Below are 26,204 nucleotides of genomic sequence, written 5' to 3'. Positions count from 1 at the left end.
CAGCCTCCCAAAAATGTGATTGAGACAACTGTAGCGACCGCGCTTTAATTCGAGTATTAGTAAAATCAAGAAATCGGTTTGAAGCTGAGCTTAACAATGAAATCAGGCAATCTGAGCGATCTGGTGGTCTTTGTGACCGTAGCCAGGGAGAGTAATTTCACCCGGGCAGCGGCACGATTGGGTGTGTCACCTTCAGCCGTTAGCCAGACAGTAAGGGGGCTCGAGGAACGTCTCGGTGTTCGCCTCCTCACCCGCACCACTAGGAGTGTTACGCGAACGGAGGCAGGGGAGAAACTGCTTCAAGATATCGCGCCGCTATTGGATCAGATCGATGGTCACCTGAATGGCCTCACCGAGTTCGGGCAACACCCCTCAGGGACGGTGCGGATCACAGCCGATGAGTTCGCCGCCCGCCATGTTCTATGGCCGAAACTACAGCCGGTGATCGAGTCCTACCCGGATGTCACGATTGAGTTGATGACCGATTACGGCCTGACTGACATCGTTGCCGAGCGATTCGATGCGGGTGTACGCCTGGGCGGCATCATCGATGCAGATATGGTGGCTGTGCCCATTGGGCCTCCCATGCGGATGGTTACCGTAGCCTCACCCGCCTACTTGAAGCAGTATGGAGTACCCCGCCGCCCCGAGGAGTTGATGGCCCACAGGTGTATCAACCTGCGGTTGCCTACGCACGGCGGCCTTTATCCTTGGGAATTCACCAATGATGGCAGCGAGTTTCGCGTTCGGGTGCAAGGGCCCCTGGTCATGAACAGTTCGTTGCAGATACTGGATGCCTGTCTAGCAGGGGTGGGTTTGGCCCAGGTGACCGATGTACACGCTCAGGAGCATATTGGCAGCGGTGCCCTTCAAGAGGTATTGGCTGATTGGTCGGAATTCTTCCCTGGTTATCATCTTTACTACACCACGCGCCGGCAGCAAACCGCTGGTTTCAGGGTTGTTCTTGAAGCACTCCGAAGTGAGGAGGGGCTTGCGTGATCTCAGATGTCCAGCCGGCATTCAGTGCTGGGAAAAATCGACTCGGATATCGTCACTGCCAAGCATCTGCATCAGGCCGTCGGGGTTTTCAATGTTTCCAATAAGGGTGTAAGAGTACGGCGTATTGAATGTCTTGTAGAAGATTACTAGGGTCTTCGATCCATACAGCATGACGTCCCCTGCCTTGATCGTTCCTGGAACGCTCGCATCCTTGGGGAGTGATACCGCGAGATCGACATACTTTTCGTTACTGTTGAGATCGGCCATTTCAAGCGTCAGGGGTATCAACGCGGAGAAGGCACGAGCTGCCTCAGTGTCAGCCAACCTGATTTTGTAATGCCGCTCGCCTACTGACATCTGCATGTAGGGTATCTCCTGTTGAGCTTTCGCTTCGCCAGATTTCGCCGTTTGGAAATCAGATGCACTGGCCGGAGTGTGAGCTAAAACAAGTGTCAGTAGTCCACTTACCCTACCAAGGTGCTGCAAAACAGGCCATCGATAGACAGCGGCCTTTTCGGTTATAGGACATAAAGCCCTGTGGGGTGTGTGCCTTCTCATTGCATCTCCTTGCATCCTGGGTTGGGCGACGTCTTATAGGCTGAGGATCAGGGTACGATGGGGAGGGAGGAAGCTGACCTTTCCGCACCTAAACGCAGTTCCGCAATATCGCGTTTTGGAGGCGTACCGAACTGGCGCCCGTACTCGCGGCTGAACTGCGATGGACTTTCGTAGCCAACCTTGAATGCGGCAGTCGCTGCATCGAGGTGTTCGTTGAGCATCAAGCGTTTTGCTTCGTTCAACCTCAACCATTTCTGGTACTGCAGTGGACTCATTGCGGTGAGCTGCCGGAAGTGATGATGGAATGTGGAGAGGCCCATCTGTACCTTAGAGGCGAGCTCGTCCACCCGCAGAGGCTCGGCGTAGTTGAGCTTCATCCAGTCGATGGCCTTTGCGATTCGATGACCCTTGCTGCCAACGGAGGCGATATAGCGCAGGAGAGGGGCTTGGTCACTTAGCAGCAACCGATAATGGATCTCTCGCTGAATTAAGGGCCAAAGCACCGGGATTGCATCGGGCTCCTCCAACAGTTCAATCAGGCGGGTGAAGCTCTCCAATAGCTTCTGGCCCAGTCCACCAACTCCAGCGCTGGTGTAAAAGGACTGACCGCTCGCAGGAGGGCGACCATCTTGCGCGATCAATTCGGCCAGTGTGCGCAAATCGAGCTTGAACACCAAGCCAAGACAGGGGGCTTCCTCGCTGGCCACAGTCACCGCAGAGTTGGCGGGAATGTTTAGCGATGTGACCAGAAAACGAGTCGTGTCGTATGGGAATACGTCACCGCCGATAACCATTTCCTTTGCCCCTTGCGCAACCAAAACGATGCTTGGTTCGACAATGCACGTAATCGGTGGGGCTGGTGCGTTGCGTCGATAGACGCTTAGGCCTGCAATGCTCGTCGCGAAATCTCCAGCGGTGGGCGCGTGGGCACCGATGACCCTACACAGTGTGGCCCTTGGGTTCGTGCGTGAAGGCGGCAGTGCGGTTGCGGGCATGGTGAGCGTTCCGATCAGCGTATAGCGAAACACTACTCGCGCGTCGCTTTAAGTGTCCATGCCCAGTCAGCTAGCTCTGGACAATTAGGCAAGAAAACTACCGGTTTGCTCTACTGGTGTGCTGGTGCACGCGGGGAACATGGGTGGCAGGTGAGAAGACCCTAGCGTCCGGGAGCGATGTCCTCTCACATCCCTTCCATTTCGAGCAGACAGGAAGATGTGCATGAAGTCTTTGTTCGTTACGTTTGCCTTGATGGCCAGTTCACTCACTGCGGGAGCCGCCGATATGTCCCATGGGGCCAACAATTTCTATCAGAGTGAGCAGGTTTCACTCGAGCGCGTCACCTTCAAGAACCAGTTCCAGATGACCACTGTCGGAAATCTGTATCTGCCGAAAAAACAGAGCGTGAATGCTAAGCATCCCGCAATCATCGTTGGACACCCGATGGGTGCGGTAAAGGAGCAAAGCTCGAACCTTTATGCCCAAAAGCTGGCAGAGCAGGGCTTCGTGACCCTGGCCATCGATCTGTCGTTCTGGGGTGAAAGTGACGGGCGTCCACGCAATCTGGTGTCGCCGGACATCTATGCCGAAGACTTCAGTGCGGCGGTCGACTATCTCAGTGCCCAAGGGTTCGTTGATCGGAGCCGTATTGGCGTGCTGGGTATCTGTGGAAGCGGCAGCTTCGCCATCAGTGCTGCGAAAATTGATCCACGCATGAAAGCGATTGCCACGGTCAGCATGTACGACATGGGGGCCGCCAACCGCAATGGACTCAAGCATGGCGTCTCGGTCGAACAGCGCAAAAAGGCTATCGCCGAAGCAGTAGCCCAGCGTGATGTCGAGTTTGCCGGAGGCGAAACCAAGTACACCAGTGGCACAGTGGATCAGCTAACAGAGAGCTCTAATGCCATTGAGCGGGAGTTTTACGACTTTTACCGCACACCTCGTGGTGAGTTCACACCCAAAGGGTTGTCGCCGCTTCTGACGACCCACCCGACTCTGACCAGTAACGTCAGGTTCATGAACTTCTATCCGTTCAATGACATCGAGACGATCTCGCCTCGTCCAATGTTGTTCATCGCAGGAGAAGAAGCTCATTCCCGTGAGTTTAGCGAGGAGGCGTATCGCCTTGCCGGCGAACCCAAGGAGTTGGTAATCGTGCCAGGCGCAGGCCATGTCGATCTCTATGACCGCGTTGAACTGATCCCCTTCAGCAAGCTGACCACCTTCTTCCGAGAAAACCTCAAGTAACTACTGCTATTCCCAGACCCAGCTCCTGAAAGCTAGGCCTGGGCGCATGTGTCTTTTGAAATCTCTGCAACGAGAACCGCCATGAGCAGCCCAGCAATCTCCCTTCAACACTCAAGTCGTCAGGTCTGGAGCGCTGTCCTGGCGATGTCACTCTGTGCCTTCGCATTGGTGGCATCTGAATTCTTGCCGGTGAGCCTGCTCACGCCGATTGCATCCGATTTGTCATTGACTGAGGGGCAGGCCGGCCAGGCTATTTCCATCTCCGGCTTCCTTGCTGTCATCACAAGCTTGTTGCTCTCCAGCTTAACCCAGGGGATCGACCGCAAGCCTGTCCTGCTGGCCACAACGGTGCTCATGCTGGTTTCGGGTGGGATGGTGGCCTTTGCTCCGAACTATCTCACCTTGATGGTAGGGCGCGCCGTGCTTGGGATTGCCATTGGTGGTTATTGGTCGATGTCCACTGCAGTAATGATGCGCATCGCACCTGAAGCGCTCGTTCCGAAGGCCATTGCCGTTATGCAGGGCGGTACAGCGTTGGCCACGGCAATCGCAGCGCCAGTTGGAAGCTACCTAGGCGGCATGATTGGCTGGAGAGGGGCATTTTTTTGCGTCGTGCCATTGGCCGCATTGGCGTTGATCTGGCAAGCATTCACACTCCCGGCCATGCCGAGTGAGCGGACTCAAGTATCGGCCACCGGCTCCTTGCGTTTGCTGGGAGACAGCAAAGTCGCTCTCGGCATGGCTGCAGTAGCGTTTCTCTTCATGGGTCAGTTCACACTATTCACATATCTGCGACCCTTCCTGGAAACGGTCACGCATGTCGATGTGCCCACCCTCTCGCTCCTGCTCCTGATCATCGGTGTGGCAGGATTGGTGGGCACCACGTTTGTCGGCTCCTTCGTTAGCCGAAACCTGAATAGGATTTTGATAGGCATACCCTTGATCATGACTGCCACCGCATTTGCCGTGATCGCGGTTGGTAGCTGGGTGGTTCCGGTCGCCGCATTGTTGGGGCTGTGGGGGCTGGTTGCGACCTGCGCGCCTGTTGGGTGGTTCACTTGGTTGGCCAAAGCGCTGCCGCACAATGCAGAAGCCGGTGGTGGTTTGATGGTCGCGGTTATTCAGTTGGCGATCACTGCTGGTGCAACTGCAGGCGGGATGCTGTACGACGGCATGGGTTATCAGGCTACCTTCATCTCTAGCGGCATATTCTTGCTCATTGCAACCACACTCAGTGTTGTCACAAACCGATAGCGTGGCGCGGCACACACGTAGAACTGTGTGAGCCAGCCTGCTTACGCTCTAGCTGCGAACATGCTTGAAATGATCCTAGCGTCTAGCAGGGCGTGATGAGGCAATTCCTCCCCATCGTTCGTCGCAGTCAGCGTCGTGGCATCGGTGGGGAAATTTCTGACGTTCTGGGGCCATTTCCCATCGTCATAGGCGAGCTCGCAGAACAGCTCCCAGTCGTAGGCAGGTGCGTCAGTGACAATCTCGAGCTCTTCATCGTAGGTTGCCAGGAAGCGCAGGAGCGCCGCTCTGGCCACGATGACCGGCATGGCGTACTCACCTCCCCACAACTGCCGCAGCACGATCTCCTTCACGAACTCACTGCAGTCCTCTTCTCGCCACGCGTCGATCACTTCCACGTAGAATTCCTGGCGATCCTGGCCAACCAGAGCCAGGGAGATCAGCTTCGCCTGCGCGCTGAGCTGAGTGAACTCACAATCGAGAAAGAGCCTCATCTGTTGGAACCTTTGCAATGACTAGGGCCCGCCTGAAATTGTCCCAGGAAGGCTGCCTGTGGGAAATCGCGTTGGCGTATTTCGGCCCCGAAAAGCTGTTGGAAACGGTTGTAGATCTGTGGGCGGTGCGAGCCCTCCCACAAGGCCAACCGTCGAGCACCTGTCGACTGACACGCTACCCGCAGATGTCGTGAATATACTGAAAATTGCCCAGGTGCGAGTCGGGGCCCTCGTCCCTGATCGCCAGCCTGTACCTGGTGTTGTCACGTTGTACGCCCGGCACGCCAATGATCTCGCCGATGGAATCCTGGCAAAACTGCCGAGAGGCGAGCTCACCCGTGCCTTGCGGGGATCGCAGTTAGAAGTCGAACTTGGCCTGTGACGTCCACCTGCGGCATGGAGAAGTGATGTGACGATTGATCATCGACTGCGGAGCCTGGAGATAGCGAGGCGCAGAGCCCTGTGGGCGCTTGCCGACCTGCGGCCTGGAACCGCTCGCGCTGAAACGGCGCTGGCTGAACTCGAAAAGGTTGACCAGGCCCTGCTGGGAGTCGTGGGCGGTGATCAGCTCACGGCCCAGGAGGTCGTCGATGTCATCACCACGAAACTCCACAACGGCGTTCAACTGGTCGTTGAGGACAGCATCCCCGAGCCATGGCTGCAGCGCTTCCAGGCTGCGAGCGTTGGATCTACCCGCCTGGCGGAAGGGCCGTATCTACGCGACTTCGAGAAGTTCATGGTGGTCTGGCATCAAGAGCTTGAGCACGTAAAGGCACATCGGGCCCACAGCCCTAGCGGAAGATCGCGATGAAAAGAACGATACTGGGCATGGCCGAGGCCGGCGAGCCGCTCTTGCAGCAGGCTCTCCAAGCCATCCGAGCTCATCAGAAGGCGGTGGATGAAGGGCGACCAGCCGAGGAGATCGAAAGGCTCCGTCTTGAGGCTGATCACCTGTATCAAACAGTCATCGACTACCAGTTGCACAAGAGCGGCAAGTTTGGTGAGACCGTGCACTGATCATGGTTGTCGATGAGGTCGTCGGCGGTTGGAGGGGATGAGCATTCCCCCCCGCAGCATCGCTATATTGCGGCTTTGGCGGATGCCGCGAGGCAGTTTCTTGTGGAGCCCCTAGACACCGCAGAGACCTTTTTCGAGCCTCCGGTCGGTCTGTACGGACAGGTTCAGGTTGATCGGGCAAAGCGAAGCGGCTACTCTCAAGGCAGGCCGTTCATGCTCGGGTAGGAACCGAGTAGGCCTAGTAAAAAGGTCACTTAAACTAGGGCACGCTCACTGAGCAAGAGTCAGGAGTGTTAAATGTTAAGCTGGGATGAGTTTGACAGGGAAGAGGATACCTCCTTTGTTAGGAGTATTTCTTGTTCCGTCAGAAGGAATGATCTGTACGGGAGCGCTATCAGACGTGCTCGCGAAGTTATCTGGAGGAAATATAGTCGCCGAAGCGTACTTGTCGGAGGCAAGGAACAGAGAAACGCCTATTGGATCGGGCGAAGCATAGATCCATTTTCTGTCTATAATATTTTTGATTTTCTAAGGGATCAACCTGATCGTTCGCAGTTCGTAAAATATTTCAATGCACTTGCTGATCACGCTAAAGTTGTAGTTTCCCTCTGGCTTCAAGCTCTTAAGGTCAGTCTGACCTCTCCTTTCTCCGCTTATGATGCTGAGTTGAGCATTCGCAGGCATAGGCTTCGTACTTTCTCTTAATTAAGTTTTGTCTAATCAAAAGCTAAATTAAGAGGCTTCACATGCAAATCAATGTCCAAGGCCCGAACGGCCCAGGTTCGGATAAATATCCGCCTCAGTCTATCCATATTACTATCAATTATGGGGCTGCCAGTCCGGCTTCGTCAGAAAAGCCAAAACTACAATGGCTTAAATTTCTCGGCGTTGGCGCGACTGTGATCACATTCGCGAAAAAGGTTTACGGTCTATTCGCTGAGTAAGTAGGCGGAGCAGCGTGCTCATTTGTGAAGCCCAGAGCAGGGCTGCTGAAGCTTATTTTCAGATGCGGAATGCGTGCAAACCTGGCCTCGAAGCCCAGTTTCTCAGGGCTCGTCATTTACCAGGCCTTCGCTCGGGGTTCGGAAAACGGATAGTGATTAGCCGAACCCCGGAGTGGGAAGCCCTATAAAACGATGAAGGGTAATGTGATGAAAGGACTGAAATCGATTGGCCAGTGGCTGGCAGAACAAGCTGCAAGAGCGCTCTTCAAGGAGTTGCTCCGAGCAGTAGTCCAGTACCTGATGAGGGATGATTCATAGTAACCCGTTAAGAGCCCGAGGCCGCTTACGTAGCGGCCTCGGTTGTGGGGGGAGGGCTGATTTTTGAGCGCTCCAGGCTTATAGGGCACTCCTAGTCATTAACCGATTGGGCTGCTCTTGATATCAGCAAGCCCCGTCAGCGTTACGCCAATGTCTCCGGAATGGCTTTCAGATTCATCTGAGCTTCAAAAATAAGCAGATCGCTCTCCTCATTTTCCCTCATGAGACCGATGACCCTTGAGCTGACTTCGATTTCGCCATTGTTGTCGAGTCGAACGTACCGTGGGTATCGATCCAGCAGCAACTCAGCCAGCCCGCGACTGTAGCCCTCTCGAATTAGCTTAATCTTCGCATCGTCTGTGGTGCCATATTTGATCCGCTTGTAAAAACCTGGGTCAACAGCACCTACACCATTTAGAACCTCTACAAACTTGAAGATTTTGTTGTCGAAGAAGTCATCTTCTTCTTTCAAGCGAACGATGGCGAGGTTGACTTTCTCTACATCGTTCTTGGTTGAAATTCTGACCCAGTAGGTATAGTGGCTGTCGCCGTATTTGGTATCGCCCCAATTCGACACGTAAACATAGTCAGTGCCTTTCTTTTCAGGGAGCTCGTTCCAATATTTAAGCGTGTATCTCAGGGTTTGCTTGACGCTATATTTTTTTAGCTTCCAGTCCAGGAGCATGGCGTAAAAATCAATCGTCGCTTTGTTCTGTAGGCGCTTCAGGTCGCTGTATGTTCGCTTGTCATCGAACTTGTCGATGAAGCAGGTTTTGATCTCCAGTAGCAGGCGGTCGGCGTTGTCGATTATGCCGTTCGCATCAACAGACATGGTGATGGCGTTGTCAATCTCCTCCTCAGAGGTGAAGACATCGATTTCGCTTACGCTGTTGGCAATTAGTAATCGGCCAACCTCCGTCTTCACGTACTTGCAATCTTGACCCGTGACGACGCCTGGTTGAAGGTTCTCCAACCTTGATACAGCGTCACGATGACGGTCTTTCATCTCACCGTCTAATATGGTTGTCGCCTCAAGGAGAACGTTGCTAACGCTGTCCTGGTCAACCTTCGAGACGTTGACCGCTTTCTCGTAAAATGTCTGGAGGTTAGATTTTTTGTTCGTGTATCCATCCATGCCCAGCAAGTAGATGCTCGACTCAAGCTTTTTGAGGGTGGTTCCTGCTTCGGGCGCAAACACCTCGCTGAACCTATTCACACGCCCAACCAGGTTCTTAAATTGCGATGAGGTGAGGTTCCCTCGACCTTTCGAATAATCGAAGACGAAAAGCCGTTCGATAGGGAGGTTTACCCCTTCAAGCAGAGTAGAGTTGCAAACCAGATACTTCATGGCCTTGGACTGGTGGAACAGGTTTTCCAAATACAGTCGGATGGTGTCGGGGATGGAGCCGTGGTGGTACATCACCCCTTTCCGCAGGCAAGAAATCAGTCGATATCGTTTGTCGAACGCATCTTCAAGCTCATCGCAAGCTGTTTGAACCAATGGGCACTCGATGTTAGGCAGCGTCTCAGCGAGCTCGAGTGCGAACTGCTCAATTTTCTTTTTGGTATTGCCATAGATAATGTTTTTGGCCAGCGACTCGCCCTTGATGAGATCGAAGCCGCTCTTGTACTTTCTATCTATCTCTAACCATTGGTTGAGGAAATGGTCGTAAAGTTTGAGTTTTCCGTCGTTTTTGCCAGTTCTGAAGTCCCGAGTGTAAAAGCGCTCGGATTTAATGTATTCATCAACCCTGAAGCCTTTGGGCGTCATGTCCAGGTAACGCACTCGGACGTTGAGTTCGTTACAAAGGAAAGGGGTCAGGAACTTGAATGAAGTCTTAGGGTTCCTGGCCCCCAGGATGCATAGCATTGTGGCCAAGAGCTCATTGCGACTATCGCCTTGGAGAAGGTTGTGGGCCTCGTCCACAAAAACCATGTCGAACTTGAGGGTGCTATATTCATTAAGTAAGCGATTTAGGCGCTCTTGTGTAAGGACAAAAGCACGATTGTTTCGCTCTGGCGAGAACATTTCAGGGTGGGTGACAACCTTTCCCAGCTTTGGGATGTCCGCGTAAATCAAACGCTTCTTTGTCTGCGCTAGAAGTGCCTTTGATGGCACCAAAATGAGAATGCGCTTAGAGGGGTTGTCTTTTACTGACTTGATGATGAGCTCGGACTTTCCGTAGGAGGTCGGAGCGATAACGACCGAAGAGTTCTCGTACTCATCTTGGACGAAGACTCTCAGCGTGTCCTGCTGCTCCGTCAGCACCATACCCTGGTCACGGAATGTGTCTACGTAACTGCTCACAATGTTTTGAATGAAAGACCTGTTGAGTCGCTCATCCTGTTCGAACGACTTACCAATCACAGCAGTAACCGGTAATAGGCCGCTGTTAACAGCTACATCATAAAGCGGCTCATATCGGCCAGTCAGGTTTCCATAGAATAGCGTGATTCGATAACCAAGGCGTTTGATCTCGGGCGCCTGATGGTTGAGTAGCAGGACTGCAATCGCCAAAAGCTTCACGATATCCCCATCTGACATCTGGCTTCCACGGAGAAGCTCTAGGTAGATGTCTTTGAAACGGGTCTTGGCCAATTCCTTGATGGTTAACTCTTGCATTTAGCATCCTGCCTCTGTGCGAAGGAAGTCCTCAAGCTTTTGAAGCGTTCCTTTTTGGATGGATAGCACCAAAACTGTTTTAAATATTGGCGTAGTCAAAAGGCTGTCCGCGAAGCCTGAAATGGTCGCTTCTTCCACTTTTTGAGTAGCATCGTTGAAGAGTGCTGAAACCAAAACAACGTTGTTGTCAGAGGCTACAGCAGAGTTTCCATATGCTTTTTCGCCTTCCATGCCAAGGATTTCTAGCACAGATTCTTTGTAGCGGGTTTTGTCATTAATGGATTTCTGGGCGGCGTTCATGGCGTTGAGCCAATGGTTCATTTCTGCCTCAGCAAGGCGACCCTTGAGATCGTCTCGAGCTTTCGCCAGTAATGCCTTGGTGGCTGCGCACGACGTCTTTTTGCCGGCACCTCCTGATTTCACCTCGGTGATCCATACTTCATTGGAAGTGGACTCGTAGAGAACGAGGTCGAAACCTTTTCGAATATGTTTTTCTTCCATGTTGAAGAATGGAGAAACCACATCGAAACTGTCGAGTTTTTTGAGGATGATGACGTGGGCAAGTAGCTCGCCGAGCATGCCAGTCCGGGTGTTGAGATCCTTGGTGGAGTAGCGATCCCAGAACGACTTCAGGGTGGCCTCATATTTGAAGATGACCATGTTGCGGCTACCCAGGTCGGCGCCATGACAAATTCGAGTCAGGTTGTCCCGTAGAGCCGTTATGAGCTCGTCCGACAGGTTCTCAATACAGCACATTGCGTACTGACCGGCTTGCTTGAAAGTAACGCCATCCATAACTCAAATATCCAAAGGGGCCGTAGCCTCTGAAATCCTCCGCTGCATCCGTCGCAGCGGCGTGGGGTTCTGGCAGCACTTTTTAGCTGTGCTGAATTCGCCTCTTCTATTATGTCGATGAGCCTGGTCAAGGCCTGAAGAAGCCATGGCGGCACTGTGCCATTTCATGAAGTATAGCGAGATGGTTCTGCAGAAAGTAGAGACTATCGTCTGTGTTGGAGAGGCTACTTTGGGGCCTCGGTGATGCCTGATGACTACACACGTCTGCGAGGTTGCAAAGCTGCTCTGAACACCCTTGTTGGCTTTACCGGCTTTCCATGCGCATGAGGACAGGTGTCAATGCACTGCAGAGGGCAGGAGGGGAGGGTGGATTCGGGGCGTCAATGGTGATGGCTGGCAAGGGTGATTTCAGTCAATCACTGGAGCTAGAATTGACAGTCAACCACCGTCGCACCCGGATTGAGCTGGGCCTCGGTTTTCCTGGGGGCAGGGGGTGTCAATCTTCAGAGCAGTCATTTGGTACCAGGTATTACTGGCCGGACGACCCTCTGGTGGCCGAAGCTACGGCGCGGGCCAAGCCTCGGGGTACCTGATTACGGTGCTGCCTGGCCGAAACGCGGGCCTGGGCATCACGCCCCGGCTTCGCCCTCCAGCAGCATGAACAGGCGGTACAGCACCACGGTGCTGAACAACTGCAGGAAGCCGCTGAGGCTGTCCATGGCCAGCTCCATGCCCGGCGATGGCTCGGGGAAGGCCATTAGCAGCAGCCCGTCGATCAGCCAGATTGGTGCCAGCACGGCCACCACGCAAATCATGATGCGCATGAAGTGCCCGGTGGTCATGCGTGCGCTTTCGCGCATTGCCTGCACCACCGGCAGGCCGCGCAGCACCAGCAGGTACTCGGCGAACACCAGGTTGATCATGATCCACACGCCCGGGAAGATGAACAGCGCCAGGCCGGCCATGATCAGCAGCGAGCTGATCAGGATCAGCAGGGCCAGTTGCGGCCATAGCTGCAGGGCGCGGGCGAAAAGGTCGCGCTTGCCGATGTCCTGGCCGTTGCTGCGCGTGTGCAGGTAAAGAATCAGTGCCGCGCTGTACAGCGGGTAGAACAGCAGGCTGACCAGCATGCCGTAGGCCGGCGAGGCCTGGTCGCCCATCTGCCGGTACAGCAGCTGGGTGAGCAAGGCCTCCAGCACCACCAACGGCAGGCACAGCTGGAGAATGCTCGGCAGGTGGCGGCGGAAGAAGTACAGGGAGTCGCGCAGAACGCTCAGCGGATTCATCAGTCAACATCGCATGGCAGTAAAATCAGGGGCATAACTTTAGCCCAAAGCGGGCGTGGGGCTGTCACTTGCTGAAAAAAGTTTCACGGCGCCAGTGATTGAATCCCGTGCCGCTACACCCCATCTTTGACGCTGTCCGTTGTCCCGCTACCCCACGAGGTCGCCCCATGAACACTGAAGAACAAACCCTGATCGACGGCCTGTTCGGCCGCATAAGGCAAGCCGAAGACCCAAGCCAGCCGCGTGACGCGCAGGCCCAGGCGTGCATCGAGCAACACCTGCGCCAGCAGCCGGCGGCGCCTTACTACATGGCCCAGGCGATTTTGGTGCAGGAGGCGGCAATCAAGCGCCTCGACGAACAGAACAAGCAGTTGGAGGCCGAGCTGAAGCAGGCCCGCGCCCAGGCCGAGGCGGCACAGGCCGGTACCGGCGCACCTGGCAGCGGCGGTGGTGGCTTCTTGTCCAGCATCTTTGGCTCGGGCGGGCGCAATGCGGCCCCGGCTGTGCAGCCTCAGCGCCCTTCGGCGCCGCCTGCAGCATCCGGTGGTGGCTGGCGCGAGCCGTCGGCACCGGGCTTCTCGCAGGCTCAGCCGCAACCGCAGCAGCCAGGCTTTGGCGCTGCGCCTGCGCGCGGCGGTGCCAGCAGCTTCCTCGGTGGGGCCATGCAGACCGCAGCCGGTGTGGCCGGTGGTGTGTTGCTGGCCCAGGGCATCAGCAGCCTGTTCAACCACAATTCACAGCCCGAGGAAGTGGTCGAGGTAATCAAGGAAGAGCCAGCACCGGCCAGCGACAGCGGTGGCTGGAACGACCAGGGCGGGCAGCAGCAAGTGGCTGACAACGGTGGTTGGGGCAGTGACCAGGGCGGTTATGCCGACACCGATTACGGCAGCGACGATGGCGGGTTCTTCTCGGACGACGATTCGTACGTCTGACAGGTCTGGCATACTGCAGGCAATTTTGGGGGCGCTTTGCGCCCCTTCGCGGGCACGCCCGCTCCCACGGTGACCTGTACGACACCTTTGGGAGCGGGCGTGCCCGCGAATGGCTGCGCAGCAGCCCCCGGTATTCCAGGCCAGACATGAGGTTCCCAGGTGAAAAAGATCGCGCTGTTCGCCGATGTGCAGAACCTCTACTACACCGTGCGCCAGGCCCACGGCTGCCATTTCAACTACACCGCGTTGTGGGCCGACGTCAGCCGTGAAGGCGAAATTGTCGAAGCGGTGGCCTATGCCATCGACCGTGGCGACAGCAAGCAACAGCAGTTCCAGCAGATTTTGCGCAACCTGGGTTTCGATGTGCGCCTCAAGCCTTTCATCCAGCGCAGCGATGGCTCGGCCAAAGGGGACTGGGATGTGGGTATTACCCTGGATGTGATCGATGCGGCCAGCCGGGTCGATCAGGTGGTGCTGGCCTCTGGCGATGGCGACTTCGACCTGCTGCTGGAACGGGTGATCCAGCGCCACGGTACAGAGGCCGTGGTGTATGGCGTGCCTGGGCTTACCGCATTGTCGCTGATCCGTGCGGCCACCCGTTATGTGCCCATCGAGGGTAAGCTGTTGCTCAAACATTGAGGCCCCTTCATGGAACGTATTGCTGTCATCGACTTTGAAACTACCGGCATCAGCCCTGGCGTCGGCTGCCGCGCCACCGAAGTGGCAGTGGTGATGCTGGAAGGCGGGCGTATCGTCGAGCGCTACCAGAGCCTTATGAACGCTGGCGTGCCGGTACCGGCCTTCGTCGCCGGGCTGACCGGGATTACCACCGCCATGCTGCGCAGCGCACCACCGGTGGACAAGGTGATGAACGAAGTGGCCGAGTTTGTCGGCGACACCCCGCTGCTGGCGCACAACGCGGCGTTTGACCAGAAGTTCTGGGACTACGAACTGAGTCGCATCGGCCGTAGCCGCAGCCAGTCGTTCGCCTGCTCCCTGCTGTTGTCGCGGCGCCTGCTGCCGATGGCACCGAACCACAAGCTGGGCACCCTCACACGCTGGGCCGGCTTGCCGGACACCGGTACCGCGCACCGGGCCATGGCCGATGCCGAGATGGCCGCCAACCTGCTGCAGCACCTGGTGGGCGAACTGCGCCAGGCCCACGGTATTCAGCAACTGTCCCATGGCCTGCTTTGCCGTCTGCAGAAAGTGCCTGCCGCAAAGGTACGTGAAACCCTGGCCAAGTTCCGCTAAGGCTACTGTCCAAGCCGTGCGCACCAAAAGTGTGCCGCTCATTTGAGCCCGTTCTGTAACGTAACTCCACTCAGGCAGGCCGTTAAACTGAATCACCCGTAAACGGATTTCGAGTTTTTCCCATGCCTGCCGCCCGTCGCTTCCCGTTGCTGCTCATTGGTGCTTTCCTGGCCTTGTACCTGGTCTGGGGCTCTACGTACCTGTTCATTCGTATTGGCGTGGAGAGCTGGCCGCCGATGCTCATGGCTGGTGTGCGCTTCGTGATCGCTGGGGGGCTGCTGTACGGTTTTCTGCGCTGGCGCGGTGCGCCGGCGCCGACCTGGGCGCAGTGGCGGGCGGCAGGGGCAATCGGCTTTCTGCTGCTCAGCTGTGGCAACGGTGGTGTGACCGTGGCCGAACATGCCGGGGTGGCATCGGGCGTGGCGGCGCTGGCCGTGGCGACAGTGCCCTTGTTCACCTTGTTGTTCGGCCTGTTGTTCGGGCACCGCAACTCGCGGCTGGAGTGGGCGGGGATTGCCCTGGGGCTGGTGGGTATCGGCCTGCTGAACCTGGGTTCCAACTTGCAGGCAAGCCCGATGGGTGCGGCCCTGATCATTTTCGCGGCGGCGTCGTGGGCGTTCGGCTCGGTGTGGAGCAAGAGCTTGCCATTGCCCCAGGGGCCGATGGCCAGCGCGGCGGAAATGCTGGTGGGTGGCGCGGCGCTGTTGCTGGGCAGCGTGCTGTCTGGGGAGCGTATGACGCAGATGCCGACCGCGGCCGGCTGGGGTGCGTTGGCCTATCTGGTGTTCTTTGGCTCGATCCTGGCGTTCAGCGCCTACATGTACCTGCTCAAGAACGTACGCCCGGCGGCGGCCACCAGCTATGCCTACGTCAACCCGGCGGTTGCCGTGCTGCTGGGCATCGTCTTTGCCGGCGAACAGATTGGCGCAGAGGAGTGCGTGGCCATGGCGGTGATTATCGGTGCGGTGGTGCTGATCGGCCTGCCACAGTGGCGCAAGGCACCTGCGCCTACGCAGCCGCTGGAAGGCGAAATCTGCAAGTAGGACGGGGTGATGCGGTAAACTTGCCGCCTTCGCTGAACCCCCTGACGGTATTGCCATGAATTTCGCCAAACTCGGCCTGATCGAACCGCTGCTGCGCACCCTGCAGCAGCTGGACTACACCACCCCGACCCCGGTGCAGGCCAAGGCCATCCCCGCCGTGCTGGCCGGCCGCGACCTGATGGCCGCAGCCCAGACCGGCACCGGCAAGACCGCAGGCTTTGCCCTGCCCGTGCTGCAGCGCCTGGCGCTGGAGGGCGAGAAGGTGGCCAGCAACTCGATCCGCGCGCTGGTGCTGGTGCCAACGCGCGAGCTGGCCGAGCAAGTGCACAACAACGTGCGCGAGTACGCCGAGAACCTGCCGCTGAGCACTTACGCGGTGTACGGCGGCGTCAGCATCAACCCGCAGATGATGCGCCTGCGCCGTGGCGTCGACCTGTTGGTGGCCACCCCGGGCCGCTTGCTCGATCTGTTCCGGCAAAACGCGGTCAAGTTCAACCAGGTGCAGACCCTGGTGCTGGACGAAGCCGACCGCATGCTCGACCTGGGCTTTGCCGAAGAACTGCAATCGGTGTACGCCGCGCTACCCCGCAAGCGCCAGACGCTGTTGTTTTCCGCCACGTTCTCTGACCAGATTCGCGTGCTGGCCGGGCTGGCCCTGAACGACCCGATCAGTATCGAAGTGAGCCCGCGCAACGCCACCGCGACCAGCGTCAAGCAGTGGCTGGTACCTGTGGACAAGAAGCGCAAGGAAGACCTGTTCTGCCACCTGCTGCGCAAGCAGCGCTGGACGCAGGTGCTGGTGTTTGCCAAGACCCGTAATGGTGTCGACCAGCTGGTGGCGCGCTTGCTGGCCGAAGGCGTGAACGCCGACGGCATCCACGGTGACCGCCCGCAGGCCACCCGCCAGCGTGCGCTGGACAGCTTCAAGGCCCGCGAGATTCAGGTGCTGGTGGCAACCGACGTGGCGGCCCGTGGCCTGGATATCGACGACCTGCCGCTGGTGGTCAACCTCGACCTGCCGATCGTTGCCGAAGATTACGTGCACCGCATCGGCCGTACCGGGCGGGCGGGTAACAAAGGCGAGGCGATTTCGCTGGTGTGCGCGGATGAAGTGCAGTTGCTGGGGGCTATCGAAGTGCTTACCCGGCAGACGCTGCCACGTCACGAAGAGCCGGATTTCATCCCCGATCACCGGGTGCCGATGACCGACGCCAGTGGCCAGGTGATCAAGAAGCCGAAGAAACCCAAAAAGCCGAAAGAGAACAGCGCCAAGCGCGGGCTGGGGCGCTGGATGGACAGTGGGGATCCGGAGCCTGCTGTGAAGGCGGTGCGCAAGGTGCCGAGCTTCAATGGTGGGCCGCGTAAGCGTAAGCCTTGAGATTTTTGGGGCCGCAAAGCGGCCCCAAAAATCTGTCAGGAAGCCCGCGTGACCCAATCCGCCGCCGCCCGCCCGGCGCGCAACCCGCTGGCGAAGCAAGCCGTCAGCAGATACCCCCCGGTCGGCGCCTCCCAGTCCAGCATCTCGCCGGCACAGAACACCCCCGGCATGCCCTTGACCATCAACCCCTCATCCAGCCCCTCGAAGCGTACCCCGCCGGCACTGCTGATTGCTTCATCCAGTGGCCGCGTACGCACCAATGTGATCGGCAATGCCTTGATCGCCCGCGCCAGCACCAGTGGGTCGGCAAAGCTCGCCTGATCGGTCAGCTCGCGCAGCAGCGCCGCCTTCACGCCATCAATGCCCAGCTGGCTGTGCAGATGTTTGGCCATGGAGCGTGAACCGCGTGGCTTGGCCAGTGCCTGGGCAATCTTGTCCACAGGCTTGTCCGGCAGCAGGTCGAGCAGCAATACCCCTCGGCCTTCGCGGTTGATGGCCTCGCGCACCGGCGCCGACCAGGCATACACCAGGCTGCCTTCCACACCTTGGGCGGTGAGGATGAACTCGCCCTTGCGCGGTGCACTGCCCGGTATGCTGAGGGCAATGTTCTTCAACGGCGCGCCGGCAAACTTGTCCTTCAGCAACGCGCTCCAGCCTTCCACCTCAAACCCGCAGTTGCTGGGCTGCAAAGGCGAGATATCCACAGCCCGTTCGGCCAGCAATGGCTGCCAGGCGCCATCCGAACCAAGCCGCGCCCAACTGCCGCCACCCAGCGCCAGTACCACGACTGCAGCCTTCACCGCGCGCTCGCCCTGTGGATAAGCGATCCGCAAGGCACCGTCGGCGTTCCAGCCCAACCAGCGGTGGCGGGTGTGGATAACTACCCCGCTGTCGCGCAGGCGCTTGAGCCAGGCGCGCAGCAATGGCGCGGCCTTCATGTCGGTGGGGAACACCCGCCCCGAGGTGCCGACGAAAGTTTCGATGCCCAGGCCGTGAATCCACTGGCGCAAGGCGTCGGCGTCGAAGTCGCGCAGCAGCGCATCGACTTCGCCCTGGCGCTCGGCATAGCGTGAAACGAACGCTGGGTATGGCTCGGAGTGGGTGATGTTCATGCCGCCAACCCCCGCGAGCAGGAACTTGCGCCCTACCGAAGGCATGGCGTCGAACACCTCGACCGCCAGGCCTGCCTGGGCCAGCGCTTCGGCGGCCATGAGGCCGGCGGGGCCGCCGCCGATAACGACGGCGAGGGGAGGGGAGGCGGGGTTTAGATCGGGCATGGTGGGCAGCAGGCTGTGGAAAAGATGCGCATTCTAGCGCAGCGCTGCCCATGCAGGCACTGGTCAAAAAACGATCAGAGTTCTGCAGGCCTTGTGTGCAAAGGGCTACAGCGCCTTTCCCGCAGGTTATCCACAAGCGGTTCCACAGTCATTGTGAACAACCGATGACGCGTGCCGCGCTGTGGTGCAGGATGCCATGGCGCCTGGCCAACGCTTCGCGGTCCTTGCTGTAGCCGCCGCCGATTACGCCAACCACCGGGATGTCACGGCCCAGGCAATGGCGCAGCACCGCTTCGTCACGGGCAGCCAGGCCCGCGTCAGTCAGTTGCAGGTAGCCCAGGGCGTCGTCCTTGTGCACATCGACGCCGGCGTCATACAGCACCAGGTCGGGTTGATAGAGCGGCAGCAGGTAGTTGAGGGTGTCGTCCACCACCTTCAGGTAGGCCGCATCGCCCATGCCACGAGGCAGGGGAATGTCCCAGTCGCTCTGCGCCTTGCGGGCCGGGAAATTCTGTTCACAATGCAACGACACGGTTATGGCTTCGGGGGTGTCGTGCAGGATGCGCGCGGTGCCGTCACCCTGGTGCACATCGCAATCGAAGATCAGTACCCGGTGTACCCGGCCAGCCTCCAGCAGGTAGCGGCTGATCACGGCCAGGTCGTTGAAGATGCAGAAGCCGGCGGGGTGGTCGTAATGGGCATGGTGGGTGCCACCGGCGAGGTGGCAGGCGATGCCATGTTGCAGCGCCATCTCGGCGGTCAGCAGCGAGCCACCCACTGCCCGCACCGTGCGCCGGGCCAGGGCTTCGCTCCAGGGCAGGCCGAGGCGACGCTGGTCTTCGCGGGACAGGTCGCCGTTCATGTAGCGCTCGATGTAGCCACGGTCGTGGGCCAGGGCGAGGATGTCGTTGGGGCAGATGTCCGGGCGCAGCAATGCCTGGTCGGTGGTCAGCCCGCTGTCTACCAGGTGGTCATGCAGCAGGCGGAACTTGTCCATCGGGAATCGGTGTTCGGCGGGGAACTCCGGGCTGTAGTCTTCGTGGTAGATCAGCGGCAACGGCATGGATGGGGTCGCAATCAGGGCCAGTGCTGATCTTGCCATGGCCGGGGCCGCTTTGCTGCCCAATCGCCTGTAGGAGCAGCCTTGTGCTGCGAAAGGGCCGGTATGACAAACAGGTTTCTGTGGCAGTAATGGCCTCTTCGCAGCACAAGGCTGCTCCTACAAGGGAATTGTGATTGCCTGCATCACTTGGCGGCGCTGGCCAGTACCCGTTGCCAGTCAGGTTCGTTCAGTCGCCCGAGGATGCGTGCTTTGCCATTGCCATCCACCGACACGAACAGGGCGCTGGCATAGTCACTCTGGCGCTCGCCACCGGTAACGTTCTGCTGGCGGGCGAAGTGGTCGATGCAGCCGTTGTGGGTCACCAGCACCAGGTTGTGGCCGGGGCGCTTGCGTGACAGTGCTTCACTGGCGAACTGGTTGTCACAGCCTTCCAGCCAATCCTCGCTGGCCACCGCCTGGCCGAGGATGAAGTGCGCGGTTTGCCGGGTGCGCAGCTTCGGGCTGCTGAGCATGTCGGCGTTGTTCAGGCCCAGTTGGTGCAGCCCCTGGCCAACGCGGCCAGCGGCCTGGCTGCCGGCCACGGTGATGCCGGTGGGGTCGTCCAGGCAGGGCCCGGGGGCGCTGTCGCAGCGTTCTGCGTGGCGGATCATCACGATCACAGCCCCGTCGGCCCAGTCCTGCAACAGGCCGCTGTCACTCAGTTGTTGCTCGTTACCAAGGTCCACGATGTGCGTCCTCGTCGCCAGCCAGGTGGTCAACGCCGCCACGACCATGCACAGGCCAAGGGCGGCACCGAGGGCCTTGCGTGACAGGCGTCGCTTGCGCCGGGCATGAATGGCAGGGTGCCCCAGGGTGTTGCTCGATAGCATGGGTTGCTCCGTTGGCAGTGCCGCGGCTGGCGCGGAGGTGGATGGCGGCATCCTGCCAAGCGGCCTGTCGGGGGCCGGTGAAGGGCGTGTGAAAATTGCATTCGGCTGCTGCCGGTTGGGTGAAACCCGCGCCCGCGCCTACGCTGTAAACTGCAAGGCGGTAAACCGGAGCAGGCCCCATGACCCCCATTCTCCAACTGGAAAGCGCACGGCTGGTGCTGCGCCAATGGCATGACGATGATTTGCGCGAGTTCGCCGCGCTGTGTGCCGACCCCCAGGTGATGCGCTACTTTCCGGCGCCGCTGACGCGCGTTGAGGCGGCTGCGTTGATCGGCCGTGTGCGCGGGCATTTCAATGAGTACGGCTTTGGCCTGTGGGCGCTGGAGCGCAAGGACAGCGGCGCGTTCATCGGCATGACCGGGTTGCTCAATGTCAACTTCGAGGCACCCTTTGCCCCGGCGGTGGAGATCGGCTGGCGCCTGGCACGTCGCCACTGGGGCCTGGGCTTTGCCAGTGAGGCGGCGTGGACCTGCCTGCGTTGTGCTTTCGCCCAATTGCGCCTGGAAGAAGTGGTGTCGTTCACTAGCGAGAGCAACCTGCCGTCGCAGAAGGTGATGCAAGCCATCGGCATGCAGCAGGACCTGAACGGCAGCTTCGAACACCCCCGCCTGGCCAAGGGCCACCCGCTGCGCCCGCACGTGCTGTACCGCATCGACCGCGCACACTGGGAGCGCACCCTGCGCGCCTGAATGCACGGCCATGCCCGGCGCGAATGACAAACCCTGTATCATTTGCCTTCATAACGAGCGCTGTAGAGACGTGTTGCCTTGCGAGGAGAACCCCCAATGAGTCATGTGTTGGACGACCTGGTCGACCTGTTGAGCCTCGAATCCATCGAGGAGAACCTGTTCCGTGGGCGTAGCCAGGACCTGGGCTTCCGCCAGCTGTACGGTGGGCAAGTGCTGGGCCAGTCCTTGTCGGCGGCCAGCCAGACGGTCGAGGACGCCCGCCATGTGCATTCGTTGCACGGCTACTTCCTGCGCCCGGGTGATGCCAGCCTGCCGGTGGTGTACTCGGTGGACCGCGTGCGCGATGGCGGCAGCTTCAGCACCCGGCGGGTAACGGCGATCCAGAAGGGCCAGACCATCTTCACCTGCAGCGCGTCGTTCCAGTACGACGAGGAAGGGTTCGAGCACCAGGCGCAAATGCCTGACGTGGTCGGCCCGGAAAACCTGCCCACCGAGGTGGAGCTGGCCCGCGCCATGGCCGACCAGTTGCCCGAGCGTATTCGCGACAAAGTGCTGTGCGCCAAGCCGATCGAGATCCGCCCGGTCACCGAGCGCGACCCGTTCAACCCCAAGCCTGGCGACCCGCTGAAGTACGCCTGGTTCCGCGCCGACGGCAACCTGCCCGACGTTCCCGCCCTGCACAAGTACCTGCTGGCCTATGCCTCGGACTTCGGCCTGCTGACCACGGCGTTGCTGCCCCATGGCAAGTCGGTGTGGCAGCGCGACATGCAGATCGCCAGCCTCGACCATTCGCTGTGGTTCCATGGCAACCTGCGCGCCGACGAGTGGCTGCTGTATGCAACCGACAGCCCTTGGGCCGGGAATTCCCGCGGTTTCTGCCGCGGCAGCATCTTCAACCAGGCCGGGCAACTGGTGGCATCGTCGAGCCAGGAAGGCCTGATTCGCCACCGCAAGGACTGGGCATGAGCCTGGGCGAGGTACGCAACTGGGTGTTCGACATGGACGGCACCCTGACCGTGGCCGTGCATGATTTCGACGCTATTCGCGTGGCGTTGGACATCCCCGCCGAGCACGACATCCTCACTCACCTGGCGGCCTTGCCCGCAGAGGTATCGGCAGCCAAGCATGCCTGGTTGCTGGAGCATGAACGCGATTTGGCAGTTGCCTCCACGGCGGCCACCGGCGCGGTGGAGCTGGTGCGCGAGCTGGCCGGGCGCGGGTGTCGGCTGGGTATTCTGACGCGCAATGCCCGCGAGCTGGCGCATGTGACGCTGGAGGCCATCGGCCTGGCAGACTGCTTCCCGGTGGAGCACATTCTGGGGCGTGACGAAGCGGCGCCCAAGCCGAGCCCGGACGGGCTACTGAAGATCGCCAGTGCCTGGGGCGTGGCGCCAAGCGAGCTGGTAATGGTGGGGGATTACCGGTTTGACCTGGACTGTGGGCGTGCTGCAGGCGCACGCACGGTGCTGGTGAATCTGCCGGATAACCCATGGCCGGAACTGGTGGATTGGCATGCGGCCGATTGCCGGGCACTGAAGGTGATGCTGGGCTGATTCTTGTGTCGGCAACGCGGGCCTCTTCGCGGGCATGCCCGCTCCCACAAGTATTGTGCAAGTCTCAGGTCTGTGGGGCCGGACCTGTCTATGCTCAACCCCATTCTTTCCTCTGATACGGAGACCCACCCATGACCAGCAAGGCCATCTACGTACAACCCGGCGGCGGCTACGACAAGGTCGAGGTCGGCACCAGCGAGGCCCAGGCCCCCAAGGCCGGCGAAATCACCGTGCGCCTGCACGCCAGCTCCCTCAACTACCATGACTTTGCCGTGGTCAGCGGCATGTGGGGCCCGAGCGAGCGGCGTATCCCCATGGCCGATGGCGCCGGCGAAGTGGTTGCGGTGGGCGAAGGCGTCAGCGAGTTCCAGGTCGGCGACGATGTGGTCAGCACCTTCTTCCCCGACTGGCTCGACGGCCAGGCCAATGTCGAGGGCTTTGCCCGGGTGCCCGGTGACGGCCTCGACGGCTATGCCCGCGAACAGGTGACCGCCCGCGCCACCGCGTTCACCCTGGCGCCCAAAGGCTTCAGCCATGCCGAAGCCGCTACCCTGACCACCGCTGGCCTTACCGCCTGGCGTGCGCTGATGAGCGACGACCACCTCAAGCCTGGCGACACGGTGCTGGTGCAGGGCACCGGTGGTGTGTCGATCTTCGCCCTGCAGTTTGCCAAGCTGGCTGGCGCCACGGTGATCGCCACATCGTCCAGCGACGCCAAGCTGGAGCGCTTGAAGGCCCTGGGCGCCGACCACCTGATCAACTACAAGAGCACCCCGGCCTGGGGCGAGAAAGTGCGCGCGCTCACCGACAACCGTGGTGTCGACCATGTGATCGAGGTGGGTGGCCCGGCGACGCTGGAACAGTCGATGATTGCCGCGCGCATCGGTGGGCATGTGTCGCTGATCGGCATCCTTACCGGCGTGGCCGGTCAGCTGCCGCTGGTGCAGGCGCTGGTGCGGCAGATTCGCCTGCAAGGTGTGCTGGTGGGCAGCCGCGCCCAGCAGCAGGCGATGGTGCGCGCGATCGATGCCAACGGCCTGCGGCCGGTGGTGGACAAGCACTTCGAACTGGAGCAGATCGTCGAGGCGTTCCGCTACCAGGAAAGCAACCGGCATTTCGGCAAGATCTGCCTGACCTGGTGAGGGCTGGATTCCCACACGCCCTGCCCATACGCGGTACCTGTGGGAGCGGGCGTGCCCGCTAAGGGCTGCGCAGCGGCCTCTAGTCCGGCAGCAAACGGTCGCGGCTGTTGGACAGGTGCAGGCAGACCGCCGCCCGCGCTGCGTCCGGGTCTTGCCGGCGGATGGCATTGAGGACTGCCTCATGCTCCAGGTTGGCCAGGTACGCCTGCCGCGCCAGCTTCGCCCCGCCGCGTTCGGCCAGGGCCATGCGGTTGCGCGGGATCAGGCTGTTGCCCAGATGCAGCAGCATTTCGGTGAAGTACAGGTTGCCGGTGGCCTCGGCAATCAGCAGGTGGAAACGTCGGTCGGGCTCGATACAGCTGTCGCCGGCGGCTGCCAGGTCCTGATAGTCATCCAGCGCCTGGCGCATGCGCACCAGGTGCCCCTCGTCACGGCGCAGCGCAGCCAGGGCGGCGGCCTGGCCTTCCAGGCCAATGCGCAGCTCCAGCAGGTCGCGCACATTCGCCGCGCTTTCCGCCGCGATGCGCAGCCCGGCCTGGGCCTGGCGCTCCATCACGAAGGTACCGATACCGTGGCGCGGCTCCACCAGCCCGGAAGCCTGCAACTTGGACAAGGCTTCACGCACCACCGTGCGGCTGACGCCATGCTCGCGCACCAGTGTGTTCTCTGAGGGCAGCTTGTCACCCGGCTTGAAGGTGCCCAGCAAAATCTGCTGGGTCAGGCTGGAGACCAGGTCATGGGCGCGGCTGTGGCCGCGTTTGCGGGCGTGTTCGGGGTCCATGGTGTGATCCGGTTCGCGCTGTACTTGTACGACAAGTTAATCCATAAAATTATTTTTTGCTGATTTTTTATGCCTCCAAGCTGGCATTTGACTTCTGTACTTTTGAAAGATCGCAGCATATTGGCATTGTGACAGCTTGTATTTTGCCATTTTGCCGACACTGTTGATCTTGTCGTACAACCTCGTCGCGAATATGCTCATCCCCACTGCCATGTCAGACAACCAAGACCCGCACAAAAACAATTAGTGGGAGATTCGCACGTGAACGACATCCTCGCTCCGTCTGCCCGGAATGACGGCGACGCCCTGGCCAGTGCTGTAGCCAAGGTCAAGCGCCATGTCCTGCCGCTGTTCGTCATCATGTTCATCGTCAACTACCTCGACCGCGTCAATATCGGTTTCATCCGCCCGCACCTGGAAAGCGATCTGGGCATCAGCGCTGCAGCCTACGGCTTTGGCGCCGGCTTGTTCTTCATCGGCTACGCGTTGTTCGAAGTGCCTTCGAACATGCTGCTGCAAAAAGTGGGGGCGCGGCTTTGGCTGACCCGCATCATGTTCACCTGGGGGCTGGTGGCCACGGCCATGGCCTTTGTGCAGAACGAAACCCAGTTCTACGTACTGCGCTTTCTGCTGGGTGTTGCCGAGGCGGGCTTCTTCCCTGGGGTGATCTACTACTTCACCCGCTGGCTGCCAGGCGCCGAGCGCGGCAAGGCGATTGCCATCTTCCTCAGCGGTTCAGCGCTGGCTTCGCTGATTTCCGGGCCGCTGGCCGGGGCGTTGATGCAGATCCAGGGCCTGGGCATGCATGGCTGGCAGTGGATGCTGTTCATCGAAGGCATGGCCTCGGTCGCCTTGTGCTTCTTCGTGTTTTTCTGGCTGGACTCCAAGCCGCACGATGCCAAGTGGTTGAGCCAGGCCGAGCAGGACGCGCTGGTGGCCACCATCGACCGCGAGCAGCATGAGCGCGAAGCCGTGGGTACGGTCAAGGCTTCGGCCTGGAGCCTGCTCAAGGACCGCCAGATCGTGCTGTTCTGCGTGATCTACTTCTGCATCCAGTTGACCATCTACGCTGCCACCTTCTGGCTGCCCAGCATCATCAAGCGCATGGGTGACCTCAGCGACCTGCAGGTCGGCTTCTTCAACTCGATCCCGTGGCTGATCTCGATCCTGGCCATGTACGCCTTCGCCGCCGGCTCCGCGCGCTGGAAGTTCCAGCAGGCCTGGGTGGCCGGTGCCCTGGTGGTCGCCGCCATCGGCATGTTCATGTCCACCACCGGTGGCCCGGTGTTCGCCTTTGTCGCCGTGTGCTTTGCGGCCATCGGTTTCAAGTCGGCATCGTCACTGTTCTGGCCGATCCCGCAGGGTTACCTGGATGCCCGCATCGCGGCGGCAGTGATCGCCCTGATCAACTCGGTCGGCAACCTCGGGGGCTTTGTTGCCCCCACCACCTTCGGCCTGCTGGAGCAGCAGACCGGCTCGATCCAGGGTGGGCTGTATGGCCTGGCCGTGACCTCGGTGCTGGCGGCCATTGCCATCTTCTTCGTACGCATTCGCCCAAAGGGCGCCCCTTCCGATGACCTCAAGGCCCCCTCGGCCCTGGGCCAGACCCACTGAATACTGCGAGACAACAA

General features: G+C 59.6%; 25 protein-coding genes. 15 read left to right on the top strand and 10 right to left on the bottom strand.

The features are described from left to right. The first annotated feature begins 96 nt into the window (after positions 1-96). Positions 97-999 (top strand): LysR family transcriptional regulator, encoded by a 903-nt coding sequence (locus tag PP4_RS24035; RefSeq protein WP_016501707.1) that lies wholly within the window; start codon positions 97-99, stop codon positions 997-999. A gap of 21 nt (positions 1,000-1,020) precedes the next feature. Here the strand turns inward: PP4_RS24035 and PP4_RS24030 are convergent, their stop codons facing one another. Beyond that, positions 1,021-1,362 carry a cyclophilin-like fold protein gene (locus PP4_RS24030; RefSeq protein WP_016501706.1) on the bottom strand — a complete coding sequence of 114 codons (342 nt, stop codon included), beginning with the start codon at positions 1,360-1,362 and terminating at the stop codon, positions 1,021-1,023. Between the two features lie 242 nt (positions 1,363-1,604). Then, positions 1,605-2,552, bottom strand: coding sequence for an AraC family transcriptional regulator (locus PP4_RS24025; protein ID WP_041168130.1), 948 nt, complete (start codon positions 2,550-2,552; stop codon positions 1,605-1,607). Between the two features lie 223 nt (positions 2,553-2,775). Between PP4_RS24025 and PP4_RS24020 the strand changes: the two genes are divergently transcribed. Together PP4_RS24020 and PP4_RS24015 are read left to right on the top strand one after the other, a co-directional pair. Then, entirely contained in the window at positions 2,776-3,804 is a 1,029-nt protein-coding gene (locus PP4_RS24020; protein ID WP_041167885.1) for an alpha/beta hydrolase, read from the top strand. A gap of 81 nt (positions 3,805-3,885) precedes the next feature. After that, a complete protein-coding gene (locus PP4_RS24015; RefSeq protein WP_041167883.1) occupies positions 3,886-5,058 on the top strand; it encodes an MFS transporter in 1,173 nt (390 codons plus the stop codon). 41 nt (positions 5,059-5,099) lie between these two features. Here the strand turns inward: PP4_RS24015 and PP4_RS24010 are convergent, their stop codons facing one another. Then, on the bottom strand, positions 5,100-5,549 hold the full coding sequence (locus PP4_RS24010; RefSeq protein WP_016501701.1) for a 3'-5' exonuclease family protein: 450 nt from the start codon (positions 5,547-5,549) through the stop codon (positions 5,100-5,102). 409 nt (positions 5,550-5,958) lie between these two features. Here PP4_RS24010 and PP4_RS24005 point away from each other — a divergent pair, with 409 nt between their 5' ends. Both PP4_RS24005 and PP4_RS24000 read left to right on the top strand, forming a co-directional pair. Beyond that, positions 5,959-6,360 carry a hypothetical protein gene (locus PP4_RS24005; RefSeq protein ID WP_016501699.1) on the top strand — a complete coding sequence of 134 codons (402 nt, stop codon included), beginning with the start codon at positions 5,959-5,961 and terminating at the stop codon, positions 6,358-6,360. Beyond that, the gene (locus tag PP4_RS24000; RefSeq protein WP_041167882.1) at positions 6,357-6,566 is read left to right on the top strand and encodes a hypothetical protein; all 210 of its coding nucleotides are present in this window, start codon (positions 6,357-6,359) and stop codon (positions 6,564-6,566) included. Before PP4_RS24005 ends, PP4_RS24000 begins: the two co-directional genes overlap by 4 nt. A 1,404-nt stretch (positions 6,567-7,970) precedes the next feature. On the opposite strand, the gene PP4_RS23990 is transcribed toward PP4_RS24000, so the two are convergent. From PP4_RS23990 to PP4_RS23980, 3 genes are all read right to left on the bottom strand, one after another. After that, positions 7,971-10,451, bottom strand: a complete 2,481-nt coding sequence (locus PP4_RS23990; protein WP_016501695.1) for a DEAD/DEAH box helicase — start codon at positions 10,449-10,451, stop codon at positions 7,971-7,973. Then, positions 10,452-11,246 (bottom strand): Hachiman antiphage defense system protein HamA, encoded by a 795-nt coding sequence (locus PP4_RS23985; RefSeq protein ID WP_016501694.1) that lies wholly within the window; start codon positions 11,244-11,246, stop codon positions 10,452-10,454. 629 nt (positions 11,247-11,875) lie between these two features. Beyond that, positions 11,876-12,532: a YciC family protein gene (locus PP4_RS23980; RefSeq protein WP_016501693.1), complete on the bottom strand. Its 657-nt coding sequence runs from the start codon at positions 12,530-12,532 to the stop codon at positions 11,876-11,878. Positions 12,533-12,699: 167 nt separating this feature from the next. On the opposite strand from PP4_RS23980, the gene PP4_RS23975 reads away from it, so the two are divergent. From PP4_RS23975 to PP4_RS23955, 5 genes are all read left to right on the top strand, one after another. After that, positions 12,700-13,464 (top strand): DUF2076 domain-containing protein, encoded by a 765-nt coding sequence (locus PP4_RS23975; RefSeq protein WP_016501692.1) that lies wholly within the window; start codon positions 12,700-12,702, stop codon positions 13,462-13,464. Between the two features lie 159 nt (positions 13,465-13,623). Further along, positions 13,624-14,103, top strand: a complete 480-nt coding sequence (locus tag PP4_RS23970; RefSeq protein WP_016501691.1) for an NYN domain-containing protein — start codon at positions 13,624-13,626, stop codon at positions 14,101-14,103. A 9-nt stretch (positions 14,104-14,112) separates the two neighbouring features. Further along, positions 14,113-14,718: a 3'-5' exonuclease gene (locus PP4_RS23965; RefSeq protein WP_016501690.1), complete on the top strand. Its 606-nt coding sequence runs from the start codon at positions 14,113-14,115 to the stop codon at positions 14,716-14,718. A gap of 122 nt (positions 14,719-14,840) precedes the next feature. Then, positions 14,841-15,761, top strand: coding sequence for a drug/metabolite exporter YedA (gene yedA / locus PP4_RS23960; protein ID WP_016501689.1), 921 nt, complete (start codon positions 14,841-14,843; stop codon positions 15,759-15,761). 55 nt (positions 15,762-15,816) lie between these two features. Next, on the top strand, positions 15,817-17,139 hold the full coding sequence (locus PP4_RS23955) for a DEAD/DEAH box helicase (RefSeq protein ID WP_016501688.1): 1,323 nt from the start codon (positions 15,817-15,819) through the stop codon (positions 17,137-17,139). A 35-nt stretch (positions 17,140-17,174) separates the two neighbouring features. Here PP4_RS23955 and PP4_RS23950 read toward each other — a convergent pair whose 3' ends face one another. From PP4_RS23950 to pmrG, 3 genes are all read right to left on the bottom strand, one after another. Further along, positions 17,175-18,416, bottom strand: coding sequence for a TIGR03862 family flavoprotein (locus PP4_RS23950; protein WP_016501687.1), 1,242 nt, complete (start codon positions 18,414-18,416; stop codon positions 17,175-17,177). A gap of 148 nt (positions 18,417-18,564) precedes the next feature. Then, positions 18,565-19,479 carry a histone deacetylase family protein gene (locus PP4_RS23945; protein WP_016489319.1) on the bottom strand — a complete coding sequence of 305 codons (915 nt, stop codon included), beginning with the start codon at positions 19,477-19,479 and terminating at the stop codon, positions 18,565-18,567. Between the two features lie 182 nt (positions 19,480-19,661). Further along, positions 19,662-20,348, bottom strand: a complete 687-nt coding sequence (gene pmrG, locus PP4_RS23940; RefSeq protein ID WP_016501686.1) for a lipopolysaccharide core heptose(II)-phosphate phosphatase PmrG — start codon at positions 20,346-20,348, stop codon at positions 19,662-19,664. Between the two features lie 179 nt (positions 20,349-20,527). Between pmrG and PP4_RS23935 the strand changes: the two genes are divergently transcribed. The 4 genes from PP4_RS23935 to PP4_RS23920 all read left to right on the top strand — a co-directional run bounded on the left by PP4_RS23935 (position 20,528) and on the right by PP4_RS23920 (position 23,792). Beyond that, on the top strand, positions 20,528-21,097 hold the full coding sequence (locus tag PP4_RS23935; RefSeq protein WP_016501685.1) for a GNAT family N-acetyltransferase: 570 nt from the start codon (positions 20,528-20,530) through the stop codon (positions 21,095-21,097). A 96-nt stretch (positions 21,098-21,193) separates the two neighbouring features. Beyond that, positions 21,194-22,063, top strand: a complete 870-nt coding sequence (tesB, locus tag PP4_RS23930; RefSeq protein WP_016501684.1) for an acyl-CoA thioesterase II — start codon at positions 21,194-21,196, stop codon at positions 22,061-22,063. Continuing rightward, positions 22,060-22,650, top strand: a complete 591-nt coding sequence (locus tag PP4_RS23925; protein ID WP_016501683.1) for an HAD family hydrolase — start codon at positions 22,060-22,062, stop codon at positions 22,648-22,650. The genes tesB and PP4_RS23925 overlap by 4 nt, the downstream gene beginning before the upstream one ends. A gap of 131 nt (positions 22,651-22,781) precedes the next feature. Next, positions 22,782-23,792, top strand: a complete 1,011-nt coding sequence (locus PP4_RS23920) for a zinc-dependent alcohol dehydrogenase family protein (RefSeq protein ID WP_016501682.1) — start codon at positions 22,782-22,784, stop codon at positions 23,790-23,792. Positions 23,793-23,871: 79 nt separating this feature from the next. Here PP4_RS23920 and PP4_RS23915 read toward each other — a convergent pair whose 3' ends face one another. Beyond that, on the bottom strand, positions 23,872-24,573 hold the full coding sequence (locus PP4_RS23915) for a FadR/GntR family transcriptional regulator (protein ID WP_016501681.1): 702 nt from the start codon (positions 24,571-24,573) through the stop codon (positions 23,872-23,874). A 261-nt stretch (positions 24,574-24,834) separates the two neighbouring features. On the opposite strand from PP4_RS23915, the gene PP4_RS23910 reads away from it, so the two are divergent. Then, entirely contained in the window at positions 24,835-26,187 is a 1,353-nt protein-coding gene (locus tag PP4_RS23910) for an MFS transporter (protein WP_016501680.1), read from the top strand. Positions 26,188-26,204 lie beyond the last annotated feature (17 nt).

This window comes from Pseudomonas putida NBRC 14164 (assembly GCF_000412675.1).
Classification (GTDB): domain Bacteria; phylum Pseudomonadota; class Gammaproteobacteria; order Pseudomonadales; family Pseudomonadaceae; genus Aquipseudomonas; species Aquipseudomonas putida.
Note: the sequence above shows the minus strand (reverse complement) of the source record. Positions and strands in the feature narration are given on the sequence as shown.